Annotated in this window: 20 protein-coding genes; 12 read left to right on the top strand and 8 right to left on the bottom strand. The window is 67.8% G+C overall.

The window, feature by feature from the left end; all coding sequences use genetic code 11:
- The 3 genes from J7E45_RS00005 to J7E45_RS00015 all read right to left on the bottom strand — a co-directional run.
- On the bottom strand, positions 1-746 hold a 746-nt coding region (locus J7E45_RS00005), incomplete at its 3' end, for a biotin/lipoyl-containing protein (RefSeq protein ID WP_285228959.1).
- 67 nt (positions 747-813) lie between these two features.
- On the bottom strand, positions 814-2,187 hold the full coding sequence (gene lpdA / locus J7E45_RS00010; RefSeq protein WP_215066298.1) for a dihydrolipoyl dehydrogenase: 1,374 nt from the start codon (positions 2,185-2,187) through the stop codon (positions 814-816).
- A gap of 3 nt (positions 2,188-2,190) precedes the next feature.
- Entirely contained in the window at positions 2,191-3,663 is a 1,473-nt protein-coding gene (locus J7E45_RS00015) for a leucyl aminopeptidase (protein WP_215066300.1), read from the bottom strand.
- A 114-nt stretch (positions 3,664-3,777) separates the two neighbouring features.
- Here J7E45_RS00015 and J7E45_RS00020 point away from each other — a divergent pair, with 114 nt between their 5' ends.
- The 3 genes from J7E45_RS00020 (at position 3,778) to J7E45_RS00030 (ending at position 6,818) form a co-directional block, all read left to right on the top strand.
- On the top strand, positions 3,778-4,719 hold the full coding sequence (locus J7E45_RS00020) for a PAC2 family protein (protein ID WP_215066302.1): 942 nt from the start codon (positions 3,778-3,780) through the stop codon (positions 4,717-4,719).
- Positions 4,720-4,887: 168 nt separating this feature from the next.
- Positions 4,888-6,126: an RNA polymerase sigma factor gene (locus tag J7E45_RS00025; RefSeq protein ID WP_091036688.1), complete on the top strand. Its 1,239-nt coding sequence runs from the start codon at positions 4,888-4,890 to the stop codon at positions 6,124-6,126.
- Complete coding sequence (locus J7E45_RS00030; protein WP_091036685.1) at positions 6,123-6,818, top strand: coenzyme F420-0:L-glutamate ligase; 696 nt, start codon at positions 6,123-6,125, stop codon at positions 6,816-6,818. Before J7E45_RS00025 ends, J7E45_RS00030 begins: the two co-directional genes overlap by 4 nt.
- A 60-nt stretch (positions 6,819-6,878) precedes the next feature.
- Here J7E45_RS00030 and J7E45_RS00035 read toward each other — a convergent pair whose 3' ends face one another.
- Positions 6,879-7,895 (bottom strand): sugar-transfer associated ATP-grasp domain-containing protein, encoded by a 1,017-nt coding sequence (locus J7E45_RS00035; RefSeq protein WP_215066304.1) that lies wholly within the window; start codon positions 7,893-7,895, stop codon positions 6,879-6,881.
- Positions 7,896-7,975: 80 nt separating this feature from the next.
- Between J7E45_RS00035 and J7E45_RS00040 the strand changes: the two genes are divergently transcribed.
- Together J7E45_RS00040 and J7E45_RS00045 are read left to right on the top strand one after the other, a co-directional pair.
- The gene (locus J7E45_RS00040; protein WP_308162001.1) at positions 7,976-8,680 is read left to right on the top strand and encodes an alanine racemase C-terminal domain-containing protein; all 705 of its coding nucleotides are present in this window, start codon (positions 7,976-7,978) and stop codon (positions 8,678-8,680) included.
- Positions 8,677-9,717, top strand: coding sequence for an alanine racemase (locus J7E45_RS00045; protein WP_215066306.1), 1,041 nt, complete (start codon positions 8,677-8,679; stop codon positions 9,715-9,717). The genes J7E45_RS00040 and J7E45_RS00045 overlap by 4 nt, the downstream gene beginning before the upstream one ends.
- Before the next feature lie 5 nt (positions 9,718-9,722).
- On the opposite strand, the gene J7E45_RS00050 is transcribed toward J7E45_RS00045, so the two are convergent.
- Positions 9,723-9,941, bottom strand: coding sequence for a hypothetical protein (locus J7E45_RS00050; RefSeq protein WP_029263258.1), 219 nt, complete (start codon positions 9,939-9,941; stop codon positions 9,723-9,725).
- Positions 9,942-10,122: 181 nt separating this feature from the next.
- Here J7E45_RS00050 and J7E45_RS00055 point away from each other — a divergent pair, with 181 nt between their 5' ends.
- On the top strand, positions 10,123-12,249 hold the full coding sequence (locus tag J7E45_RS00055) for a type IIA DNA topoisomerase subunit B (RefSeq protein ID WP_374225433.1): 2,127 nt from the start codon (positions 10,123-10,125) through the stop codon (positions 12,247-12,249).
- Between the two features lie 60 nt (positions 12,250-12,309).
- On the opposite strand, the gene J7E45_RS00060 is transcribed toward J7E45_RS00055, so the two are convergent.
- Complete coding sequence (locus J7E45_RS00060) at positions 12,310-14,751, bottom strand: DNA topoisomerase IV subunit A (RefSeq protein ID WP_215066308.1); 2,442 nt, start codon at positions 14,749-14,751, stop codon at positions 12,310-12,312.
- 44 nt (positions 14,752-14,795) lie between these two features.
- Here J7E45_RS00060 and J7E45_RS00065 point away from each other — a divergent pair, with 44 nt between their 5' ends.
- Positions 14,796-15,917 (top strand): alkaline phosphatase family protein, encoded by a 1,122-nt coding sequence (locus J7E45_RS00065; protein ID WP_251053336.1) that lies wholly within the window; start codon positions 14,796-14,798, stop codon positions 15,915-15,917.
- Between the two features lie 72 nt (positions 15,918-15,989).
- Here the strand turns inward: J7E45_RS00065 and sepH are convergent, their stop codons facing one another.
- A complete protein-coding gene (sepH, locus tag J7E45_RS00070; protein ID WP_215066310.1) occupies positions 15,990-17,033 on the bottom strand; it encodes a septation protein SepH in 1,044 nt (347 codons plus the stop codon).
- A 196-nt stretch (positions 17,034-17,229) separates the two neighbouring features.
- Between sepH and J7E45_RS00075 the strand changes: the two genes are divergently transcribed.
- Positions 17,230-17,523, top strand: a complete 294-nt coding sequence (locus J7E45_RS00075; protein WP_029263263.1) for a DUF4193 domain-containing protein — start codon at positions 17,230-17,232, stop codon at positions 17,521-17,523.
- Positions 17,524-17,656: 133 nt separating this feature from the next.
- Here the strand turns inward: J7E45_RS00075 and J7E45_RS00080 are convergent, their stop codons facing one another.
- Positions 17,657-18,121, bottom strand: a complete 465-nt coding sequence (locus J7E45_RS00080) for a DUF3093 domain-containing protein (RefSeq protein WP_215066312.1) — start codon at positions 18,119-18,121, stop codon at positions 17,657-17,659.
- A gap of 12 nt (positions 18,122-18,133) precedes the next feature.
- On the opposite strand from J7E45_RS00080, the gene dut reads away from it, so the two are divergent.
- The 4 genes from dut (at position 18,134) to J7E45_RS00100 (ending at position 22,907) form a co-directional block, all read left to right on the top strand.
- Complete coding sequence (dut, locus tag J7E45_RS00085; protein WP_215066314.1) at positions 18,134-18,604, top strand: dUTP diphosphatase; 471 nt, start codon at positions 18,134-18,136, stop codon at positions 18,602-18,604.
- The gene (locus J7E45_RS00090) at positions 18,601-19,188 is read left to right on the top strand and encodes a DUF3710 domain-containing protein (RefSeq protein ID WP_091036661.1); all 588 of its coding nucleotides are present in this window, start codon (positions 18,601-18,603) and stop codon (positions 19,186-19,188) included. Before dut ends, J7E45_RS00090 begins: the two co-directional genes overlap by 4 nt.
- Positions 19,185-19,919 carry a DUF3159 domain-containing protein gene (locus J7E45_RS00095; RefSeq protein WP_091036658.1) on the top strand — a complete coding sequence of 245 codons (735 nt, stop codon included), beginning with the start codon at positions 19,185-19,187 and terminating at the stop codon, positions 19,917-19,919. Before J7E45_RS00090 ends, J7E45_RS00095 begins: the two co-directional genes overlap by 4 nt.
- A 153-nt stretch (positions 19,920-20,072) precedes the next feature.
- Positions 20,073-22,907 carry an aconitate hydratase gene (locus J7E45_RS00100; RefSeq protein WP_308162002.1) on the top strand — a complete coding sequence of 945 codons (2,835 nt, stop codon included), beginning with the start codon at positions 20,073-20,075 and terminating at the stop codon, positions 22,905-22,907.
- Positions 22,908-22,995 lie beyond the last annotated feature (88 nt).

Raw genomic sequence — 22,995 nt, forward strand, 5'->3', positions numbered from 1 at the left:
GCGGCAGGTGCCGGAGCGGCGGCCGGTGCCGCGGCGGGTGCCGGTGCCTCGGCAGCCGGTGCCTCGGCAGCGGGTGCCTCAGCGGCCGGCGCAGCGCCGGAACCGACACGAGCGAGGACGGCGCCGACAGCCACGGTCTCATCTTCGCCGGCGACGATCTCCTGCAATACACCGGCGACCGGCGACGGGATCTCGGTGTCGACCTTGTCGGTCGAGATCTCCAGGAGTGCCTCGTCGACGGCGATGGTGTCGCCGACCTGCTTGAGCCAACGGGTCACGGTGCCTTCGGTGACACTCTCGCCGAGCTCGGGCAGCACGATGTCGGTCGCGTCGCCGGCGGGAGCGGATTCTGCAGCCGGCGTCTCTGCGGCGGGTGCGGGGGCCTCCGCCGCAGGTGCGGCCGCAGCAGGTGCGGATTCCGCGGGCGCGGCCTCGGCCTCGGCGGGCGCGGCCTCAGCCGGTGCAGCCTCGGCGGCAGCAGGAGCGTCTCCCGCAGGGGCGGATTCGCTGCCATCACCGATTCGCGCGAGAAGCGCACCGACCTCGACGGTCTCGTCTTCGGCCACGAGTATCTCCTCGATCACGCCGGAAACAGGGGAGGGGATCTCGGTATCGACCTTGTCGGTCGAGATCTCGAGCAGGCCCTCATCCGCCTGCACGGTGTCTCCCACCTGCTTGAGCCAGCGGGTGACCGTACCCTCTGTGACGCTCTCGCCGAGAGCGGGGAGGACGACGGATGTGCTCATGACTGAGTCTCCTTCAAGAAGTTGTATGACGCTTGTCTAGCTTAGTGACTCGGGCACCGGTTGGTGCTCAGAGGGCGTGCAGGGGCTTGCCGGCCAGTGCGAGGAAGGCTTCGCCGAGTGCCTCGCTCTGGGTCGGGTGGGCGTGGATCAGGGGGGCGATGTCCTCGGGGTGGGCCTCCCAGGCGACAGCGAGCTGTCCCTCGGTGATGAGCTCGCCGACGCGATCGCCGAGCAGATGCACGCCGAGAACAGGGCCGTCCTTGAGCCGGACGACCTTGACGAGCCCGCTCGTCCCGATGATCTCACTCTTGCCGTTGCCGGCGAGGTTGTATTCGTACGCCGCGACCGCGTCGGCGCCGTGCTCGGCGATCGCAGCCTCCTCGGTGACACCGACCGAGGCGACCTCGGGGCTCGAATAGGTGACCTTGGGGATCTGTACGTCGGGGATGTTCGCGGGGGACAGACCGGCGATCCGCTCGGCGACAGCGATGCCCTGCTGGAACCCGCGGTGCGCGAGCTGCAGGCCGGGAACGATATCGCCCACAGCCCACACCCCGGGCACGCCGGTGCGCAGGTTCTCGTCGACCGTCACGAAACCACGGTCGAGGGTGACGCCTGCCTCCTCGAATCCGAGGTCGGCGGTGACGGGGCCGCGCCCGACGGCGACGAGCAGGTACTCGGCCGTGAATTCCTTGCCGTCTTCGAGCGTGACCGTGACGGAGGAGTCATCCTGCGTCGCCGTCTGGAAGCGGACACCGAGCGAGTACTGGATGCCGCGGCGACGGAATGCGCGCTCCAGGCCCTTGCTGAGGGCGATGTCCTCGTTCGGGACCAGGTGCGGCAAAGCTTCGATGATCGTGACCTCGGAGCCGAAAGAGCGCCACACACTGGCGAACTCGACGCCGATGACACCGCCGCCGAGGATGAGGACGCGCTCCGGGATGACGTCGAGTGCGAGCGCCTGTTCGCTGGTGAGAATCCGCCCGCCGATGTCGAGGCCGGGAAGTGAACGGCTGTAGGAACCCGTCGCGAGCACCACGTCGGCGCCGACGTACACGTCGTCGCCGACACTGACGCTGCGATCGGCGTTCAGCCGGCCGAGACCGGCGACGGTGGTGATGCCGCGAGCCTTGACGAGTCCCTCGAGACCCTTGAACTTCTTCGCGACGATGCCCTCGCGGTAGGCGCGGACACCTGCGGGGTCGATGCCCTCCAGCGTGGCCGTGACTCCGACGGAGGCGGCATCGCGAACGTGCTCGGCGACCTCTGCGGCGTGCAGCAGCGCCTTGGTCGGGATGCAGCCGCGGTGCAGGCACGTGCCGCCGACCTTGTCCTTCTCGACGAGTGCGACGGACTTGCCGAGTTCACTGGCACGCAGAGCCGCGGCGTAGCCGCCGCTGCCGCCGCCCAGGACGACGACGTCGAAGGTGTGGGTTGTCATGTGTCATGCCTCCTTGTGGGATGCTGCGGCGAAGGCGACGATCGATCGGACCATCGCCCCCGTGGGGCCCTTCTCCGTGAAGCCGTACGGCGATCCGCCGTGCTCGCCGGAGCCGGCGATGTCGAGGTGGACCCAGGGGATGCGCGGTGCGTCCTCGGCCTCGGAAGTGCGGCCGACGAAGCGGCGCAGGAACAGGCCGGCGAACGAGGCGCCTCCCATCCGGTCACCCATGTTCGCGTTCTGCAGGTCGGCGATGGGGGAATCGAGCGACTCCTCCATGTAGGTCGGCAGCGGCATGTGCCAGGCGGGCTCGTCGACCTGCTCGGCCGCGGCGAGGAACTCGGCGACGGTGTCATCATCGCCGAAGACGCCCGTGTGGCGGTGCCCGAGGGCGGCGACGATCGCACCGGTGAGAGTGGCGACGTCGATGATCACATCCGGCTGCTCGCGACTCGCGGCGACCAGGCCGTCGGCGAGCACGAGCCGGCCTTCGGCATCGGTGTTCTGGACCTCGACGGTCGTGCCGTCGAGGATGCGGATGACGTCGCCCGGACGGAGTGCGCGCCCGGAGGGCATGTTGTCGGTGATGCAGAGCCAGGCCGTCACATGCACCGGGAGCTGCAGCGCGGCGATCGCGCGGAGCGCCGCGAGAGAGGTGGCCGCTCCCGCCATGTCGAACTTCATCCCGACCATCGATGCCGCGGGCTTCAGCGACAGGCCGCCCGTGTCGAAGGTGATGCCCTTGCCGACGAGGGCGATGTGGCGATTCGCTCCGGCGGGCGAGTAGTCGAGACGAACCAGCCGCGGCGGCCGGTCGGAGCCCTGTCCGACACCCAGGATGCCTCCGAAGCCCTTCTCCGCCAACTCCTTCTCGTCGAGGATCTCGACCGTGACGGCGAGGTCGGCGACGCTGTCGGCGGCACTCTGCGCGAGCTGCGCGGGGCTCTGCCACTCTGCGGGCACATTGACGAGGTCTTTGATCAGCGCCACAGCATCGCCGATGGCCTGGGCGTGTGCGGCCTCCGCATCGGTGAGCGCCGCGTGGAGGGTGACCGCGGTGGCACGGGTCTTGCCCTTCTCGGAACGGTATCCGTCGAAGCGGTGACCGCCGAGGACGGAGCCCTCGGCCGCCGCAGCGGCGAACCCCTCGAGACCGTCGGCGAGACCGAGCGCGACGTGGTCGAATCCGGTGAGGGAGCGCAGCGCGGCACCGGCTGCATTGCGGACGGCGGCGGCGTCGGGCTTGTCGCCTGCTCCCACGACCGCGAACGGCACAGCGGCGACCTCGGGGAGGTGCACGCGGGCGAATGATCCGGCGGATCCGGTGAATCCGATACCTGCCAGCGCGTCGGCCAGGCCCGGGTAGGAGGACAGCGATTCCGCAGACTCGGGAAGAGCGGCGACGACGAGCACTGCGGCATCTGCAGCGCTTCCGGGGAACTGAGCGGTGGTGTGCGAGAGCACGGGAAGCGTCATGTCTTCCATCCTAGGATCTTCGCCGCAGCATGGTCGTCCGCCGCCCATGGGAGTGTTCGCTCTCAGCATGATGCGTCGCGCCCCGGTATCCGGACCTGCTCGTAGCATGGAGGCATGCCCTTCTCCGGTGAGATCCACGAACGTGTCGCGAATGCGCCGACAGTGCCGCACGGCCTGCCCCTGGTGGTTCTCCTCACCGGTTTCACCGATGCGGGCAGCGCTGTCTCCGGGCTCATCGACCACCTGCGCGAGACCGCGTCGCCCGAGCCGGTCGTCGTCTTCGACAACGATGCACTGCTGGACTATCGCGCTCGACGGCCGGTGATCTCCTTCGACCAGGATCACCTCACCGAGTTCCGTCCGCCCCGGCTCGAGCTCTCCCTCGCGACGGATGCCCTGGATCGGCCCTTCCTCCTCCTCGCAGGCTATGAGCCGGACTTCGCTTGGAACGCGTTCGCGAGCACGGTGCTGGATCTGGCCGCGGAGTTCGATGTTTCCGGGCTCCACTGGGTCCACTCGATCGCCATGCCGGTGCCGCACACCCGTCCGATCGGCACGACGGTGAGCGGCAACCGTCGCGACCTCACGGTTGCGCATTCGGTGTGGAGGCCGCGGACCCAGGTGCCGGCCACTGCCGGGCACCTGCTCGAGTTCCGTTTCATCGAGCGCGATGAGCGCGCGGTCGGGTTCGTGCTGCTGGTACCGCACTATCTCGCGGAGACGGAGAATCCCGATGCCGTGATCGCCGCCGCCGAGAAGCTCATGGCCTCGACGGGCCTGGTACTGATGCTCGACGCGGTGCAGGAGCGGCGTGAGGACTACCTGACGCGCGTCGGGGAGCAGGTCGCGGGGAACGACGAGCTGCAGCAGATGGTGCACAACCTCGAGCGTCGCTACGACGCCTACATGGCGGGGCGCAACCCCGACGACGATTCCTATGACGAGGGCGGATTCAGCGAGCGCGACCTGCCCAGCGCCGATGAGCTGGCGGCCGAGCTGGAGCGCTACCTCGCCTCTCGTCCGTCCGGCGACGAGGACAAGCCCGGTCGCGGTTGAGATCGACACGGGAGAACTTCGTCGGAATGCGTCCGCATCGCCACACGTGTGCGATACTAGGACTCTGACCCGTTGTCAATCAGTGTTTTCGAGCGCTGGACTTGACAAGGGTCTTACTAGTGTCCGAAATGTCCCGGGGCTACACAGCAGCTCCGTGAAAGGCGAAACGTGACTCCTGCCACGACGAAGAACACCCGGACGAAGAAGGCTGCCGAAGAGACGACCGCCGACGCTCCGGTCGAAGCCGATGCGCCCGAGAAGCCCGCGCCGCTGAGCGCGGCGAAGCGTGCTGCCGCGAAGCGCGCCCCCGTCAAGAAGAAGAAGGCCGAGGACGTCGTCGAAGAAGACGAGGCTCCTGCCGTGGCCGCTGTCGACGACGACGAGGACGAAGACGCCAAGCCGAAGTTCACCGAGCCGCTGCCGACCGGCGCGATCGTCATCTCGTCGAACGATGATGAAGACGTTCCCGTCTACTCGACGCAGATCACCGGTGCGACGGCTGACCCCGTCAAGGACTACCTGAAGCAGATCGGAAAGGTCGCGCTCCTGAACGCGGCCGAAGAGGTCGAGCTCGCGATGCGCATCGAGGCGGGTCTGTTCGCCGAAGAGAAGCTGTCGGCGATGTCGGCGGCCGAGAAGACGAGCCAGCTCGGACTCGACCTGCAGTGGGTCGCCCGCGACGGCCAGCGTGCGAAGAGCCACCTGCTCGGCGCCAACCTCCGTCTCGTCGTCTCCCTCGCGAAGCGCTACACGGGCCGCGGCATGCAGTTCCTGGATCTGATCCAGGAGGGCAACCTCGGTCTGATCCGTGCCGTCGAGAAGTTCGACTACACCAAGGGCTTCAAGTTCTCGACCTACGCCACCTGGTGGATCCGTCAGGCGATCACGCGTGCGATGGCCGACCAGGCCCGCACGATCCGCATCCCGGTGCACATGGTCGAGGTCATCAACAAGCTCGCCCGCGTGCAGCGTCAGATGCTGCAGGACCTCGGTCGCGAACCCACTCCGGAAGAGCTCAGCCGCGAGCTGGACATGACGCCGGAGAAGGTCGTGGAGGTGCAGAAGTACGGCCGCGAGCCCATCTCGCTGCACACTCCGCTCGGCGAGGACGGCGACAGCGAGTTCGGTGACCTGATCGAGGACACCGAGGCCGTGGTTCCGGCAGACGCCGTGGGATTCACCATGCTGCAGCGTCAGCTCGAGCAGCTGCTCGACTCGCTCTCCGAGCGCGAAGCAGGCGTGATCCGCATGCGCTTCGGCCTGGGCGACGGTCAGCCCAAGACCCTCGACCAGATCGGTGACACGTTCGGCGTGACGCGCGAGCGCATCCGCCAGATCGAGTCGAAGACGATGGCGAAGCTGCGTCACCCGAGCCGTTCGCAGTCCCTGCGGGACTACCTCGAATGAGCCAGGCGAACGACGGCAAGGCTCTCGAGGCGAGCGTCGACGGCAAGAGCTATGCGCGCATCCCGCTGCGCACTCGTGTGGTCATGCCCGAGGACGACATCGATGCGATCATCACCGAGTACGCCAAGGACGCGGTGCAGCCGGGCGACCTGCTGTTCGTGACCGAGAAGATCGTGGCGATCACGCAGGGGCGGTCATACCGTCTCGATGAGATCAAGCCGCGCAAGCTCGCGCTGTTCCTGTCGAAGTACGTCACTCGCACGCCGTACGGCATCGGGCTCGGCATGCCGGAGACGATGGAGATGGCGCTGCGGGAGTGCGGTACGCCGCGCATCCTGTTCGCATCTGCCGTGGCGGCGGTCACCAAGGCGTTCGGTCGCCGCGGTGACTTCTATCGCATCGCGGGTGACAAGGCCCGCGCGATCGACGGACCCACCAAGCACACGATCCCGCCGTACAACGAGGCGGTCGTGCTCGGACCGAAGGATCCTGACGGTGTCGCAGCCCGCCTCAAGAAGCTCATCGGCGGTCACGCGGAGGTCGCGGTGGTCGATATCAATGATCTCGGGGGCAACATCCTCGGTTCGACGCTCGACAAAGACGGTGAGCGTCGTCTGGTGAAGATCCTCGGCGACAACCCCCTCGGCCAGGGCCTCGAGTCCACGCCGCTCGGAATCGTCCGCGCGATCTGATCCCTCGGAACACACGAAGAAGGCCCCGGATGCTCGAGCATCCGGGGCCTTCTTCGTGTCTCAGAAGCCGATGACCTCGCGGTAGCGGGGCTTGTGACCGGTGCGGATGCCGGTGACGCTGGGCTTGTTCTCATAGACGCCGGCGCCCCAGTTGCCCTCGACGAGTACGGGGCCGTCGGGGGACACGACGATGTCCCAGCCGACGTACTGCACCTGCGGCACGACGCGGGCGACCTCGTCGATGAAAGCCCGCACCTCTTCCATGTACGGCAACTGGAAGTCGGCGATGCGGAAACCGGAGTCGGGGTGCGTCTCGTGCACGTGCCCGTGCGAATCGTAGCCGGCGCCGATGGCGTGGCCGTTCTCGTCGAGCATCGTGTAGAAGCCACCGAAGGTCATCTGATCGCTGACCTCGCCGCGTCCGAACTTCTGCGCCATCGCAAGGATGTGCGCGTTCTCGCCATCGAAGAACGCGGTGATGCGTGTGGTGTTCACGGTGCCGGGGCACACGGCCGCCAGGGCATCGTGCTGACGGATCACCTCTTCGATGAGCAGTTCGCCGCGCTCCAGCAGTCCGCGGTGGAACTCCTCCCAATCGTCGACATCGGCGGCGTGGTAGCGGTGCACACCCGTGCCCGCTTGCCCTACCGGCTCCTTCGTCACGATCGTGCCGAGGCGTTCGGTGAGTTCACGGACGGCCTGAGCGTTGCCCTCTTCGACGACCATCCACTCGCGCTTCAGGAACGCGGAGAACTGCTTGTCGAACTCGACCTTGTCCTGGAAGATCCAGCGGTAGTCCGGGTGGTCGTACCGCTGCGAGAGCTGGTTCGACACCGGGTGCGTCATGTACGTCTCGCGTTCGGCCTTGGTGAGCATCGCGAAGTCGTAGTCGATGTAGTCCTGGAATCCGACGTTGTGGCGGGCGGCGGACCACAGCATGTCCACGACGATGCCGGGCACAGCCTTGTGGTGTTGCTCCGAAGCCTCTTTGGCCCGTTCCACCACCGATCCGACGTCGATGCGGCGGGCACGTCCCAGCAGGTAGCGGATACGGGGCGTGAGGGAAAGACGAGACATGTGGCTCCTGGGTCGGGGTCTCCACCAGTCTACGGGGGCCGCGCAGGTCCACCTGGGAGTCGGAAGCTAGGGTGGAGGACGTGTGTGAGACGACTTCCAGCGCCCTGCCGCGAGCGATCATCTCCCGGTCTGCCCTGGCTGCAGGGGCGTCAGCGGCGGTGCTCGCCGGCGGGCGCGTCGCCGATCTGCGGCGCGATGCCTGGGGCCACGGTGTCCTCGCCGTCGCGCAGGCGGTGACCGCCGCCGGCGCCGAGCAGGTGCTGGTCGACGCTGACGGAGAGATCGAGGCGCTGCGTCTGGAGGGGATCGTCGGGGTGACCTCCGGTGAAGCCGATATCGACCCGACTCTGCTGTACGGACTTCCTGATGAGTCAGGCGTCCTCGTGACACAGCCCGTGATGCGCCTCACCGGCCGCGTGCTGTCCACCAAGCGCCTTCGTGCCGGCGATGCAGTCTCGTACGGCTACACCTACCGCGCGCCCGCGGACACGACGGTGGCGCTCGTGACGGGCGGTTACGCGCAGGGCATCGTGCGAGCGCTCGGGAACCAGGGGCTCGTCGACGTCGACGGTGTCGCGCGACCCATCATCGGGCGCGTCGCCATGGACGTCTGCGTCGTCGATCTCGACGGCTCCGACATCGAAGCCGGTGCGGAGGTCACGTACTTCGGTGGACGCGGCACCGCCGCGGACGGACTCGCCCAATGGAGCGCGGTCACCGGGATGGCGGCGGCGGAGCTCGTCACGGTGGCCGGCGCGCACGCGGCGCGGGGGTGGGAGGCATGAGCCGCCCTGAGCTCCGCATCAGCAGCAGCGTCTTCCGGACGAACATCGAGGCCGTGCGCACGCGGATCGCACCGTCGGCCCTCATGCTCGTGCTCAAGGACGACGCATACGGACACGGACTCGCGTGGGCCGTCGAGACGGCGGTCCAGGCGGGCGTCGACCGGTTCGGCAGCTACGACATCACGGGCGGACTGAGCGTTCGACGCGTCGCAGGCGGGGATGCGCGGATCTTCGCCTGGGCGACGTCGACGGATGCCGAGGTCGACGACGCCCTCCTGCAGCAGATCGATCTCGGAGTGGGCACGACCGACTATCTGCGGCGGATCATCACGCGCGCCGACGCGCTCGGTGTGCGCGCGCGTGTGCACCTGAAGATCGACACGGGGCTGCACCGCAACGGGATCCTGCCGGAGGACTGGGCCGCGACGGTGGCGGACGCCCGGGCGGCGGAGCGCGCAGGACTGCTCGAGCTCGATGGCGTGTGGAGTCACATCGCCGAGGCGAGCGACGAGGAGGACGACGACGCGCAAGCGGTGTTCCTGGACGCGGTGCGCGTCGTGGGGGAGTCGGGGCCGGTTCCCGCTTCACTGCACCTGACCGCCTCAGCGGCATCCTGGTGGCGTCCCGAGATGCGCGGCACGGTGTCTCGCATCGGAGCGTTCTGCTACGGCATCCGCTCCGCTGACGGTCCTGAGCTCCCGGGCGTCCGTCCGGTGGCGAGTCTGGTGGCGACCGTCGTCGATGTCGTCGACGGCGATGCCGTGATCTCGATCGGCAGTTTCGACGGTTTCCCCTCGACCCTCAGGGGGGTCGACGTGGGGACCCCCGACGGCGCCCGGAATCTGACGGCCGTGGGTCAGACGACGTCGGTCGTCGCGGGGTGGCCGGGGCTGAGGGTGGGGGACGAGGTCACGCTGTTCGGCGCAGGCGACCGCGGCGAATCGTCGGCAACCACTCTCGCTGAGCGTATCGACACTGTGGGCGAGGAGATCCTCACCCGGCTGACCGCTCGGGTCCGCCGGGTCGTGCGGGACTGACGGAGTCAGACCGCCTGGATCAGGCGAGCAGTCTCGTCGTGCCAGCTGGTCGCGATGCTGCGGAGCTTCTCTTCGTACTTGCGGCCGTGGTGGGCGCAGAACAGGAGCTCGGAGCCGTTCACCTCGGCGGCGATGTACGCCTGAGCGCCGCACGAATCACAACGATCCATTGCCGTCAGACGGAACTCGATGGTGGAGGTGTCACGTTCGGTCGTTGCATTCATCTCGGTGCCTCCTCGGGTGTCGGCTTCGCTTGCTGATTTGGTCAATACAACCACGCTGCACCTGTGGGCATGCCCGGTTTGCGGCGTGTTTCGCTCAGCGCGTACGGGACGGGCACGGACTGGAGGCGTACGGGGAGTGTCTGCGGCTGGAGTACAGGTCGCGAGAATAGACTCAGAGATTGTGAATGCCGAGTATTCTGCCCACCATCTCCAGGTGCTTGAGGGGCTCGAAGCTGTCCGCAAGCGCCCGGGCATGTACATCGGGTCGAACGGTTCGCCGGGCCTCATGCACTGCCTCTGGGAGATCATCGACAACTCCGTCGACGAGGCGGTGGCGGGCAACGGCACGAAGATCGACATCATCCTGCACGCCGACGGCAGCGTCGAGGTACATGACCGGGGCCGCGGCATCCCCGTCGACGTCGAGCCGCGCACCGGCCTCACCGGCGTCGAGGTCGTCTACACCAAGCTGCACGCGGGCGGAAAGTTCGGCGGTGGCTCCTATGCCGCCTCCGGCGGCCTGCACGGCGTCGGCGCGTCGGTCGTGAACGCGCTCTCGGAACGCCTCGACGTCGAGGTGGATCGTGGGGGGAAGACGTATGCGATGTCGTTCCATCGCGGCGAGCCCGGCATCTTCAAGGATTCTGGCGAGAAGCGCCCCGACGCCCCGTTCACGCCGTTCCAGGACAACAGCGAGCTTCGTGTCATCGGCAAGGCGCCTCGCGGCGTCACCGGGACCCGCGTGCGGTACTGGGCCGACCGTCAGATCTTCACCAAGGACGCGGCGTTCCAGCTCACCGAGCTTGAGACGCGGGCGCGCCAGACGGCCTTCCTCGTCCCGGGGCTCGAGATCGTCGTCAAGGACGAGCGGGCTGCCGGTCAGGTCGTCCCGATTCCTGATGCCGAGGGCGAGACCACCACGCTCGGCCCCGTCGAGACCTCCTACGTGTACGAAGGCGGCATCTCGGAGTTCGTCGAGTATCTGGCGACCGATCCTCCTGTCACGGACACCTGGCGCATCCAGGGTGAGGGGACGTTCAAGGAGACCGTTCCTGTCTTGCAGGCCGACGGGCACATGGTCTCCACCGAGGTGGAGCGGACGTGCGCCGTCGACATCGCGCTGCGCTGGGGGACCGGGTACGACACCCGCGTTCGTTCATTCGTCAACATCATCTCCACGCCCAAGGGCGGCACCCACCAGCAGGGGTTCGAGCAGGAGCTCCTGAAAGTGCTGCGGACGCAGGTCGAGCAGAACGCGCGCCGACTCAAGGTCGGCAACGACAAGCTCGAGAAGGACGATGTCCTTGCCGGCCTCACGGCGGTCCTGACGGTCAACGTTCCGGAGCCGCAGTTCGAGGGCCAGACCAAGGAGATCCTGGGAACGCCAGCCGTGCGGGCGATCGTGGCCCAGGTGATCCGCAAGGACCTGGGGGAGCGCTTCAGCTCGACCAAGCGTGACGACAAGAACCAGGCGTCGCAGTTGCTCGACAAGATCGTCTCCGAGATGAAGGCCCGCGTGTCTGCGCGCGCCCACAAGGAGACGCAGCGCCGGAAGAACGCTCTCGAGTCGTCGACGCTGCCGACGAAGCTCGTCGACTGCCGCACGAACGAGGTCGAGCGCAGCGAGCTCTTCATCGTCGAGGGCGACTCGGCACTCGGGACCGCGAAGAATGCGCGCAACAGCGAATTCCAGGCCCTGCTGCCGATCCGGGGAAAGATCCTCAACGTGCAGAAGGCCTCCGTCGGCGACATGCTCTCGAATGCCGAGTGCGCGTCGATCATCCAGGTGATCGGCGCCGGCTCCGGCCGGACGTTCGACCTCAGCGCCGCGCGCTACGGGAAGATCATCCTGATGAGCGACGCCGACGTCGACGGCGCGCACATCCGCACGCTGCTGCTGACGTTGTTCTTCCGCTACATGCGACCGCTGATCGAGGACGGTCGCGTTTTCGCCGCCGTTCCGCCGCTGCACCGAGTCATCGTCATGAACCCGGGGTCGAAGCCGAACGAGACGATCTACACCTACAGCGAGCAAGAGATGCACGCGCTGCTGACGAAGCTCCGCAAGGCCGGCAAGCGCTGGCACGAGCCGATCCAGCGCTACAAGGGTCTCGGGGAGATGGACGCCGAGCAGCTGGCCAACACGACCATGGACCGCTCCGGCCGTCTGCTGCGTCGCGTGCGCATGGAGGATGCCGAGGCCGCAGGCCGTGTCTTCGAGCTCCTGATGGGCAACGAGGTGGCCCCGCGCCGCGAGTTCATCATCGACTCGTCCGACCGGCTGTCGCGCGAATCGATCGACGCCTGACCCCGATCGGGTGAAGAAACGGGAGAGGGGCCGCGGATCGCCGCGGCCCCTCTCCCATTCTCAGACGAGTGTGCGGCCGATGCTGCCGATCACGCCGTCGATGGGCTGACCCGAGGCGTCACGTCGTGCTCCGGCTTCAGGGAGCTTGCGCACGGCGCCGGTCGGGTCGACAGCCAAAGGCGGGTTCGGCCCCACCCAGGCGACGGTGAGCCGATCCTCGCCCTTCAGGAACGAGTGCGCGCGCACGCCGCCCGTGGCGCGGCCCTTCGCCGGATACTCCGCGAACGCCGACACCTTCGCGCGTCCCGGGTCGGTGCCGGGCAGGATGCTCTCGCCACCGGAGACCGTTGCGACGACAACCTCCGCTGCGGGATCGACGACGCCGAAGAACAGCACCGTTGCACCGGAGCCGAGCTTGACTCCGGCCATGCCGCCTGCCGGTGCTCCCTGAGGGCGCACGTTCGCGGCGGGGAAGTGGAGCAGCTGCGCGTCGCTCGTGACGAACACGAGATCGGACTCGTCGGGGGCCTCCGCTACACCCACGACCGTATCGCCGGGCTTCATGCCGATGACCTCGAGATCGGGGCGCGCCGGCAGCGACGTCGGGACGATGCGCTTCACCGTTCCCTGCGCCGTACCGAGGGCGATCGGCGTCTCGCTGTCGAAACGCACGAACCCGAGGATCCGCTCGTTCCTGGTCGTGATCCCGAGGTAGTCGCGCAGCGGTGTCCCCGCAGCGAGCTGAACGGAGGTCGCGGGAACGGAGGGCAGGTCGACGGGGGAGAAGCGCACGACACGGCCGAGGCTGGTGAGAGCCCCGATCTCCGCGCGGACCGTCGTCTCGACCGTCGTCAGGATCGCGTCGTGCTTGCTGCGACGTGCCGGAACGGTCAGCTCCTGCCCCTCGCCGAGGTCGACCCGCACGGCGCGGCCCGTGGTGGACAGCACGAGGACCGTGGGCGCGTCGGCGATCTGCAGATCGACCGCTCCCTTGGTCGCTCGCGGCTTGGGCGGGGCGGCGTTCATGAGCAGCGTCCGGCGCGGCGTGCCGTACGCGTCGGCCGCCGCATCCAGTTCCTTGGCGACCACGCCACGCAGGAGCACCGGGCTGCCGAGCAGTTCGCGGAGGGCGGCGATCTCCGCCAGCAGCGCGTCGCGTTCTGTCTCGAGTTCGATGCGCGAGAACTTGGTCAGGCGGCGCAGTCGCAGCTCGAGGATGTACTCGGCCTGCAGCTCGCTCAGGTCGAACACCGAGCGCAGACGCGTGCGCGCCTGCTCCGAGTCGTCGGAGGAGCGGATGACCTGGATGACCTCGTCGATGTCGAGGATCGCGATGAGCAGGCCCTCGACGAGGTGCAGACGCTCTTCACGGCGCGCGAGGCGGTAGCGGCTCCGCCGCATGATCACCTCGAGGCGATGGCCCACGTAGACGCTCAGCATCTCCTTGAGGCCGAGGGTGCGCGGCTGGCCGTCGACGAGCGCGACGTTGTTGATGCTGAACGAGTCCTCGAGCGGGGTCAGACGGTACAGCTGCTCGAGGACGGCGTTCGGGTCGAACCCTGTCTTGACACCGATCGCGACGCGCAGCCCGTGGTTGCGGTCGGTCAGGTCGGTGACGTCGCTGATCCCCTGCAGCTTCTTCGCCTGCACGGCGTCGCGGATCTTCTCGATCAGCCGCTCGGGGCCGACCATGTACGGCAGCTCGGAGACGATGATGCCGGTGCGGCGCGGACCCAGCGGCTCGATGGAGGTCTTGCCCCGGACCTTGAGCGCTCCGCGTCCGTTCGTGTAGGCGTCCTTGACGCCGTCGAGACCCATCAGGATGCCGCCGGAGGGGAAATCGGGACCGGGGACGAACTCCATCAGATCTTCGGTGGTGGCGTCCGGGTTCTCGAGCAGATGCGTCGCCGCTGCGACGACCTCGATGAGGTTGTGCGGTGCCATGTTCGTGGCCATGCCCACGGCGATGCCACTGGCGCCGTTGACGAGGAGGTTCGGGAAGGCAGCAGGGAGCACGGCCGGCTGCTGGAACTGGCCGTCGTAGTTCGGGATGAAGTCGACGACGTCTTCGTCGAGGTTCTCGGTGAGTGCGAGCGCCGCCGCCGCGAGCCGGGCCTCGGTGTATCGGGCGGCAGCCGGACCATCGTCGAGAGATCCGAAGTTGCCGTGGCCGTCGATCAGGGGCACGCGCAGCGCCCACTCCTGCGCGAGACGAACCAGCGCGTCGTAGATGGCGGAGTCGCCGTGAGGGTGGAGCTTTCCCATGACCTCGCCGACGACGCGTGCGCTCTTGACGTGGCCGCGGTCGGGGCGGAGACCCATCTCGGCCATCTGGTACAGGATGCGGCGCTGCACCGGCTTCAGACCGTCGCGGGCATCGGGCAGAGCGCGGGAGTAGATCACCGAGTACGCGTACTCGAGGAACGAACCCTGCATCTCGGCGGAGAGATCGATGTCCTGGATGCGCTCCTCGACGGGCTCGGGCGGCGGGGTTTTCGGCATGGACTTCCTGAGGGCGTACGGGAGCCTGTGTCAGACTGGCTCGGATGTCCCTTATGTTACCGTCCGCCTCGCCCAGTGCCCGGAGCGTCGTCGGGGTGGCGGACGACCTGTTCGCCGCGCTCCGAGGCGAGTCCGAGGTGCTGCCGCGTGCGGAAACTGTGGTTCTCGTCGTCGTCGACGGTCTCGGGGCGATCAGCCTCCGTGCCCACGCAGGGCACGCCCGCTCGCTGACGGCGGGGATGGCGAAGAAGGACGTCGCGCAGTCGGTGTTCCCCTCGACCACGGCCGCTGCGCTCACCAGCATCGTCACGGGCGTGTGGCCGGGTGAGCACGGCCTCGTCGGCTACCGGGTGCTCGATTCGAGCCGCGACGTGCTCGTCAATCAGCTCAGCGGCTGGGAGACCGACGGGATCGACCCGCTCACCTGGCAGCCGATGCCGACCATCTTCGAACGCGCCGGTCATGACGGACACGAGAGTTTCGCGGTCGGGTTCGCCGGCTACGCACACAGCGGATTCACGAAAGCCACGCTCCGGGGCGCGGAGTTCGTCGCCGCGTCGACGGCGACCGCGCGCATCGAAGCCGCGTACGCGCTCGCGCAGGCCCACCCCGGGTCGCTCGTCTACTGCTACCTTCCCGAGGTCGACAAGGCCGGCCACAAGCACGGCATCGCGTCGCGCGAGTGGGTCGCGGCACTCGAAGATATCGATGCCGCCCTGGCCGCTCGGGTGCCGCCGGGGGTCGGCGTGCTCGTCACTTCGGACCACGGGATGGTCGATGTGGCCGTCAATCGACAGGTCGTGCTGGAGGAGGTGCATCTGCGGGACGTGCGTCATGTCGGCGGCGAGCCGCGGATGTTGCATGTCTATCTCGACGCCGACGCCGACACCGCCGCAGTCACCGCCCGGTGGCGGCGAGACCTGGAGGGCGTCGCGGACGTCGTCACTCGGGATGAAGCCATCCACGCTGGACTGTTCGGGCCGACCGTCACCGCAGCAGCGTCGGCACGGATCGGCGAGCTGCTGGCCGTCGCCCGCGGTGCGTGGGCCGTCTATGACGGGACCGCTGCGGACCAGCGCGGGCGCGGCATGATCGGGCAACACGGCGCACTCACGCCCGAGGAGCGGCAGGTTCCGCTGATCAGGCTCGGCGCTTTCGCGCGCTGAGACAGCGGACGAGGAACGGTCGGGGAGCCGTTACTCGTCGGCGCCGGTCAGTCACTCGTCGGTGCCGGTCGGTCACTCGTCGGTGCGGGCTCCGAAGACGATCTCGTCCCACGAGGGCATGGCATTGCGGCGGCGCCGGCGGCCACCGGAGTCTCCGGTGTCAGAAGGGGCGGCCTGGGCGGAAGGTTGCTCCGGCTCGGGCTCATCGTCGGGCTGCTCGAGCGCGTCGAAAAGTGAGATCGGGTCGGAGTGGTCGGCCTCGTCGGCGTCGTCGAGCAGGGGAGCCGTCTCGCGCTGGCCGCGACGGCGGCGGAGCGCCTCCAGCAGGTCGGCGGTCTCGGGGCTCGTGTTCTGTGCGGAGGGAGCGCGCTTGATGGCCGCATCCTGCGCGGCGATGTCGGAGCGCTCCGGGAGCGAGGGGTCTTCGAACTCCGCCTCGGGCGCAGGCAGCAGGCGCGGACCGAAGGCGCCCGAGTCGAACCGACTCTCGTCCTTGTACGGGGAGTTGATGCGTTCCGCGTCCACCGCACGCAAGCGCGGGATGAGACCTTCGGGCAGCGAACCCTGTCGCGAGAGCTGGGTGGCGTCGGCGTTCAGCGGCGAGAGAGCACTGCGGCGAGGATCGAAGCTCCAGCGGGCGTCGTGGTCGACGTCGTTCGCCGTGAACTCGAGCTTGATCGTCCAGCTGGAGTCTTCCTTCCAGCTCGCCCATCGCTCCGCCGTCGCTGCGACCTCGGCGAGCTTCGCGCGGACCGCGGCGCCGAAGGTCGGCTGGGCGTCGGGTTCGACCTCACTGCCGATCAGCACGGGAACCGCGAGTGCCTGGCCGATGATGTGCTCGCGCTCGGCAAGGACCGGACCCTCGAAGCGGGCGACGTCGTCGACACTGATTCCCAGCAGCTCAGCGACCTCGGGAGCCGTGAGTCCGGCGCGGATCTGCGCCTGGATGTCGCGCGGGCTCGCTGCGAGCTTCTGCGCGGTGGGCTCTGCCTGGCGGGTGGCGCGACGGATCTCACGCTGCAGCACGTCGTCGATGGGCAGCGAGAACCGCTCGCCCGACTCGGTCGCGAGTACGAGGACTCCTGCTTCTGTGCCGACGATGGTGACGTTTTCCATGCGAATGCCCCTCTGATGGGTGTCCGCTCATGGTGTCACGCATGCGGCGTCCGGGCCGGGAATACCCTGGGCGTGCCGTGAGTTTGCTCTGTCGCACGGACCGCATTTGCGTTATGTCTCCGGGTCGTGCAAACTATGGCCGCCGATACCCGACGGCGCACCACCCACTCGCACCATGAAAGTGGAGATCTACCGCATGGCAACCGATTACGACGCCCCCCGAAAGAGCGAAGACGACTCCGAGTCGATCGAAGCCCTCAAGGAGCGTGTGCCGGACAAATCTTCCGGCTCAAGCGGGGACGAAGACTCCGACAACCCGTCGAACTTCGACCTTCCGGGTGCCGACCTCTCCGACCTCGAGCTCGACGTCGTCGTGCTGCCCGCGCAGCAGGACGAGTTCACGTGCATGAGCTGCTTCCTCGTGAAGCACCAATCACAGCTCGACCACGAGGGCGCATCCGGGCCCATCTGCAAGGAGTGCGCTGCGTAAGCAGTCCTCCGAGCGACGTCTCACGCGCCCCCGACCGTTCGGTCAGGGGCGCGCTGTCGTATGCGGGCGGTGCCCGTCAGGAACGCGTGGCGCGGTCAGGGACGGGCTGCACCCGGCAGGAGCGGCCGCGTCGTCAGGAACGCACAGCGCGGATTGCCGCGGCCAGGCGGTCGGGGGTGCGGCTCGAGATGGTCCAGGAATCGACCGGGTCGTCCGCGTCGAGATTCGGAACGACGACGATCCCGTCGATCCCGCCGCGGATCAGGTGCCAGCCGCGTGCGGGAAGACCGGGACCGCGTGCCTGTCGGGCTTCCTCTCCGCCGAGTGCCAGCGGGTCGCCCAGATGCTCGACGTCGATGTGTGCGCGACCGGCTCGCAGCGTACGGCCCTCCACCGACACGACCGGCGTCGCCGCGATGAAACCGAGCACGAGCAGTGCAGAGACGGCGGCGCCGACGATCAGCGCGACGGTCGACCCGATGGGCACGAAGACGAGAGACACCATCGGTCCTGCCACCGCGACGGTGACCAGCAGCCAGAGGCTGGGCGAGAGTCGTTCGCGGTAGTGGACACGTGCGTCTGTGGCGGGGTTCTGCATTAGCCTCATGGGGTGACCGATTCCGTTGATGTCCCCATTATCGCTGCAGTGGTGCCCGGATACGCACATCCGGGCGACGCCGGCGCCGATCTGGTCGCGGCCGAGGCTGTGCATCTGGAACCGGGCGAGCGCGCTCTCGTGGCCACCGGAGTCCGGATCGCGCTTCCCGACGGATATGCGGCTTTCGTCGTTCCGCGCAGCGGGCTGGCGGCCAAGCACGGGATCTCCATCGTGAACTCGCCGGGGACGGTCGACGCCGGGTACCGGGGTGAGATCAAGGTGAGCCTGATCAACACCGATAACAGGAGCGCGTACGATGTGGCCGTCGGCGATCGCATCGCACAGCTGATCGTCATGCCGGTGACACGCGCCACGTTCATCCCGGTGGATGAGCTGCCGGACAGCGTGCGCGGCGCCGGCGGTTTCGGCTCCACCGGATACCAGGCGGGGCTCACGCAGAACGAAGCAGGGCAGAACAGATGACTGACAACAACGCGACTCCTTCCAAGTCGGCGCCCGCGAACCGCGCCACCGACGGACCTTTCGACGACTCCGAGGCGAACCCGGTTCGCCCGTACATCGACCTCGGCGGGATCAAGATCCTGCCGCGTGAAGGGCTGAATCTCCGACTCGAGGTGGAGGAGCAGACCAAGCGCATCGTCGCCGTCGGCCTCGACTACGCGGACTCCTCCCTGCAGGTGCAGCCGTTCGCCGCCCCGAGGTCCGGCGGACTGTGGGATGAGACGCGCGTACAGCTGCGCGACCAGGTCAAGGCGCAGGGCGGCCGCGTGGAGGAGCGTGACGGGCCCCTGGGCAAGGAGCTCCTCGCCGAGGTCCCTGCGACCGCGAGCGAAGGCTCCGGTCTGCGCCTCGCGCGGTTCATCGGCATCGACGGCCCGCGCTGGTTTCTCCGCGGCGTGATCGGCGGAGCGGGTGCGTCGGATCCCGAGGCCGGCGCCAAGGTCGAGGACCTCTTCCGCTCGATCGTCGTCGTGCGCGGCGGCTCTCCGATGCCCCCGCGTGATCTGATCCCGCTCAAGATGCCGGCGACCCCGGGCTCCGCGTGAGCACTCCGGAAGCCGATCCGGAACGCGAGAAGAGCACCTCCGAGATCCTCGGGGCGGCTCTCGGCAGCGCGGCGCGCCGTGCGGGGCTCGACCCGGCGGAGACCGCTAGCACGCACAAGGTCGTCTGGTCGGCGATCGGCGGAGTCCGCGGCATCCTCGAATCGGTGCTGCCGAGCCTGGCATTCGTGATCATCTTCACGATCCGCCCTGAGCCGCTGATCCTGTCGCTCGGGATCTCCGTCGGCCTCGCCGCGGTCTTCACGATCATCCGACTGCTGCAGAAGTCACCGCCCTCCGCGGCGATCGGCGGACTCGTCGCCGCGGGCGCTGCGGCCGCGCTCGCACTGTGGACCGGTCGCGGAGCGGACAACTTCGTCCCCGGTCTCATCACCAATGCGGTCTATGGATCGGTCATCCTCGTGTCGGCACTCGTCGGCTGGTCGCTGATCGGCCTCGCGGTCGGCTTCCTGATGGGGGAGGGCACCACCTGGCGCAACGATCGGCGCAAGCGTCGCGCCTACTTCTGGCTCGGGATCGCGTGGGCCGCACTGTTCTTCGCCCGACTCGCCGTGCAGCTCCCGCTGTATCTCGCGGGTGATGTGACCGCACTCGGCACGCTCAAGCTCATCATGGGGCTGCCGCTCTTCGCCCCGTTGATCGCCGTCACCTGGCTCGTGGTGCGTGCTCTCCATCCGCGCGGCCCGTCGCGCGAAGATGCCGCCGAGGCGTGATAGATTTATCTTGACATCAAGATAAATCGCAGGCTTTCGCCGGTGAGCTGCGCGGAGCAGACTGGTTAGGTCCGCCTTGCTAGCCGCAGGGGCTCGCTGGCGAGCAAGATGGAGGCGCCTGTCGCTCCCATCCGAATAGAAGGAGACGGATTCGTGTCCACGGTGAACAGCTTCGGTGCCAAGAGCACCCTGACAGTCGGCAGCACCGACTATGAGATCTTCCGCATCGACACGGTGCCCGGTTTCGAGAAGCTCCCCTTCAGTCTCAAGGTTCTCTTGGAGAACCTGCTTCGCACCGAGGACGGCGCGAACGTGACGAAGGCGCAGATCGAGGCGCTGGGTTCGTGGGATGCCGCGGCAGAGCCCAATACCGAGATCCAGTTCACGCCGGCCCGCGTGGTCATGCAGGACTTCACCGGTGTGCCCTGCATCGTCGACCTCGCCACCATGCGCGAGGCCGTCACGGCCCTCGGCGGCGACGCCAACAAGATCAACCCGCTCTCGCCCGCCGAGATGGTCATCGACCACTCCGTCATCGCCGACCTGTTCGGCTCGGAGAACGCTCTCGAGCGCAACGTCGAGATCGAGTACCAGCGCAACGGTGAGCGTTACCAGTTCCTGCGCTGGGGTCAGACGGCCTTCAGCGACTTCAAGGTCGTCCCGCCCGGAACCGGCATCGTCCACCAGGTGAACATCGAGCACCTGGCCAAGGTCATCTACGACCGCGACGTCGACGGTGTTCTCCGCGCCTACCCGGACACCTGTGTCGGCACCGACTCGCACACCACCATGGTCAACGGCCTGGGCGTGCTGGGCTGGGGCGTCGGCGGCATCGAGGCCGAGGCGGCCATGCTCGGCCAGCCCGTGTCGATGCTGATCCCGCGCGTGGTCGGCTTCAAGCTCTCCGGCGAGATCCCCGCCGGCGTCACCGCGACCGACGTCGTGCTCACGATCACCGACCAGCTGCGCAAGCACGGCGTGGTCGGCAAGTTCGTCGAGTTCTACGGCGAGGGCGTGGCCTCGGTGCCGCTCGCCAACCGCGCCACCATCGGAAACATGTCTCCGGAGTTCGGCTCCACGGCGGCGATCTTCCCGATCGATGATGTGACCCTCGAGTACCTGCGCCTCACCGGCCGCAGCGAAGAGGCCGTCGCGCTGGTCGAGGCATACGCCAAGGAGCAGAAGCTCTGGCACGACGCGAACGTCGAGCCCACGTTCAGCGAGTACCTCGAGCTCGACCTCGGCACCGTCGTGCCGTCGATCGCCGGCCCGAAGCGCCCGCAGGACCGCATCCTCCTCTCCGAGGCGAAGTCGCAGTTCGAGCAGGACATCCTGAGCTACGCCTCGCCGTCGACCTCGGACTCGATCGTCGATCTCGAGTCGAAGCACTCGTTCCCGGCGTCCGACCCCGGACAGACGCCCGGCGACGAGGAGCCGACGACGCGCCCGGTGCACATCAACAGCGGCGCTCCGGCGAACGCCTCGAAGCCCGTGCCGGTCACGACGCCGTCGGGGGAGAAGTACATCCTCGACAACGGCGCCGTCACGCTCGCCGCCATCACCTCGTGCACCAACACGTCGAACCCGTCGGTGATGATCGCCGCCGGTCTCGTCGCACGCAAGGCGCTGGAGAAGGGCCTGAAGCAGAAGCCGTGGGTCAAGACCACGCTCGGCCCCGGCTCGAAGGTCGTCACCGATTACTACGAGAAGTCCGGCCTCGACAAGGACCTCGAGGGCCTCGGCTTCTACACCGTCGGCTACGGCTGCACGATCTGCATCGGCAACTCCGGTCCGCTGATCGAAGAGGTGTCGGAGGCGATCAACTCGCACGACCTCGCCGTCACGGCCGTCCTCTCGGGCAACCGCAACTTCGAGGGGCGCATCAGCCCCGACGTGAAGATGAACTACCTCGCCAGCCCGCCGCTGGTCATCGCGTACGCGCTGGCCGGGTCGATGCACTTCGACTTCGAGAACGATGCGCTCGGCAAGGGCACCGATGGCGAAGACGTCTTCCTGAAGGACATCTGGCCGACGCCGGCCGAGGTGCAGGAGTTGGTCGATTCCTCGATCTCGCGCGAGCAGTTCATCAAGCAGTACGCGACCGTCTTCGACGGCGACGAGCGCTGGCGCAGCCTGCCCACCCCGGATGACGCGATCTTCCAGTGGGACGAGAACTCCACGTACGTGCGCAAGGCGCCGTACTTCGACGGCATGACGATGGAGCTCACCCCGGTGAAGGACATCGAGGGCGCACGCGTCATGGCGACGCTCGGTGACTCGGTCACCACCGACCACATCTCGCCCGCCGGAAACATCAAGGCGGGCACGCCTGCGGCCCAGTACCTCACGGAGCACGGCGTCGACCGCAAGGACTTCAACTCCTTCGGCTCGCGTCGAGGCAACCACGAGGTCATGATCCGCGGTACGTTCGCGAACATCCGCCTGAAGAACGTCATGGTCTCGGCCGTCAACGACGGACAGGTCGTCGAGGGCGGTTTCACCCGCGACTTCACGCAGCCCGGTGGTCCGCAGTCGTACATCTACGACGCGAGCATGAACTACCAGGAGCAGGGTACGCCTCTCGTCATCTTCGGTGGCAAGGAGTACGGTTCCGGTTCGTCGCGCGACTGGGCGGCGAAGGGCACCAGCCTGCTGGGCGTCAAGGCGGTCATCACCGAGAGCTTCGAGCGCATCCACCGCTCGAACCTGATCGGCATGGGCGTCGTCCCGCTGCAGTTCCCCGCCGGCGAGAGCTGGGAGTCGCTGGGCCTGGACGGTACCGAGGTCGTCTCGATCTCCGGCCTCGAGGAACTGAACAACGGCGTCACGCCGAAGACGGTCAAGGTCACGGCCGCCCCGAGCGAGCACTCGCCTGAGGGCAAGCAGCCGGTCGAGTTCGACGCGGTCGTCCGCATCGACACCCCCGGTGAGGCCGACTACTACCGCAACGGCGGCATCCTGCAGTACGTGCTGCGTTCGCTGGTCTGATCGCACAGACGAAGGGACTCCGATCCATGGATCGGAGTCCCTTCGTCATGTCAAGGGGGCGGCGCTCACCGGGTTCTCCCGCCCTGGC

Source organism: Microbacterium sp. ISL-59, assembly GCF_018613945.1.
Lineage (GTDB): Bacteria > Actinomycetota > Actinomycetes > Actinomycetales > Microbacteriaceae > Microbacterium > Microbacterium oxydans_B.

Coding starts and splice junctions, on each gene's coding strand:
- lpdA (WP_215066298.1), bottom strand. CDS start 2,187: ATGACAACCCACACCTTCGACGTCGTCGTCCTGGGCGGCGGCAGCGGC.
- J7E45_RS00015 (WP_215066300.1), bottom strand. CDS start 3,663: ATGACGCTTCCCGTGCTCTCGCACACCACCGCTCAGTTCCCCGGAAGC.
- J7E45_RS00020 (WP_215066302.1), top strand. CDS start 3,778: ATGCCCTTCTCCGGTGAGATCCACGAACGTGTCGCGAATGCGCCGACA.
- J7E45_RS00030 (WP_091036685.1), top strand. CDS start 6,123: ATGAGCCAGGCGAACGACGGCAAGGCTCTCGAGGCGAGCGTCGACGGC.
- J7E45_RS00035 (WP_215066304.1), bottom strand. CDS start 7,895: ATGTCTCGTCTTTCCCTCACGCCCCGTATCCGCTACCTGCTGGGACGT.
- J7E45_RS00045 (WP_215066306.1), top strand. CDS start 8,677: ATGAGCCGCCCTGAGCTCCGCATCAGCAGCAGCGTCTTCCGGACGAAC.
- J7E45_RS00050 (WP_029263258.1), bottom strand. CDS start 9,941: ATGAATGCAACGACCGAACGTGACACCTCCACCATCGAGTTCCGTCTG.
- J7E45_RS00060 (WP_215066308.1), bottom strand. CDS start 14,751: ATGCCGAAAACCCCGCCGCCCGAGCCCGTCGAGGAGCGCATCCAGGAC.
- J7E45_RS00065 (WP_251053336.1), top strand. CDS start 14,796: ATGTCCCTTATGTTACCGTCCGCCTCGCCCAGTGCCCGGAGCGTCGTC.
- sepH (WP_215066310.1), bottom strand. CDS start 17,033: ATGGAAAACGTCACCATCGTCGGCACAGAAGCAGGAGTCCTCGTACTC.
- J7E45_RS00075 (WP_029263263.1), top strand. CDS start 17,230: ATGGCAACCGATTACGACGCCCCCCGAAAGAGCGAAGACGACTCCGAG.
- J7E45_RS00080 (WP_215066312.1), bottom strand. CDS start 18,121: ATGCAGAACCCCGCCACAGACGCACGTGTCCACTACCGCGAACGACTC.
- J7E45_RS00090 (WP_091036661.1), top strand. CDS start 18,601: ATGACTGACAACAACGCGACTCCTTCCAAGTCGGCGCCCGCGAACCGC.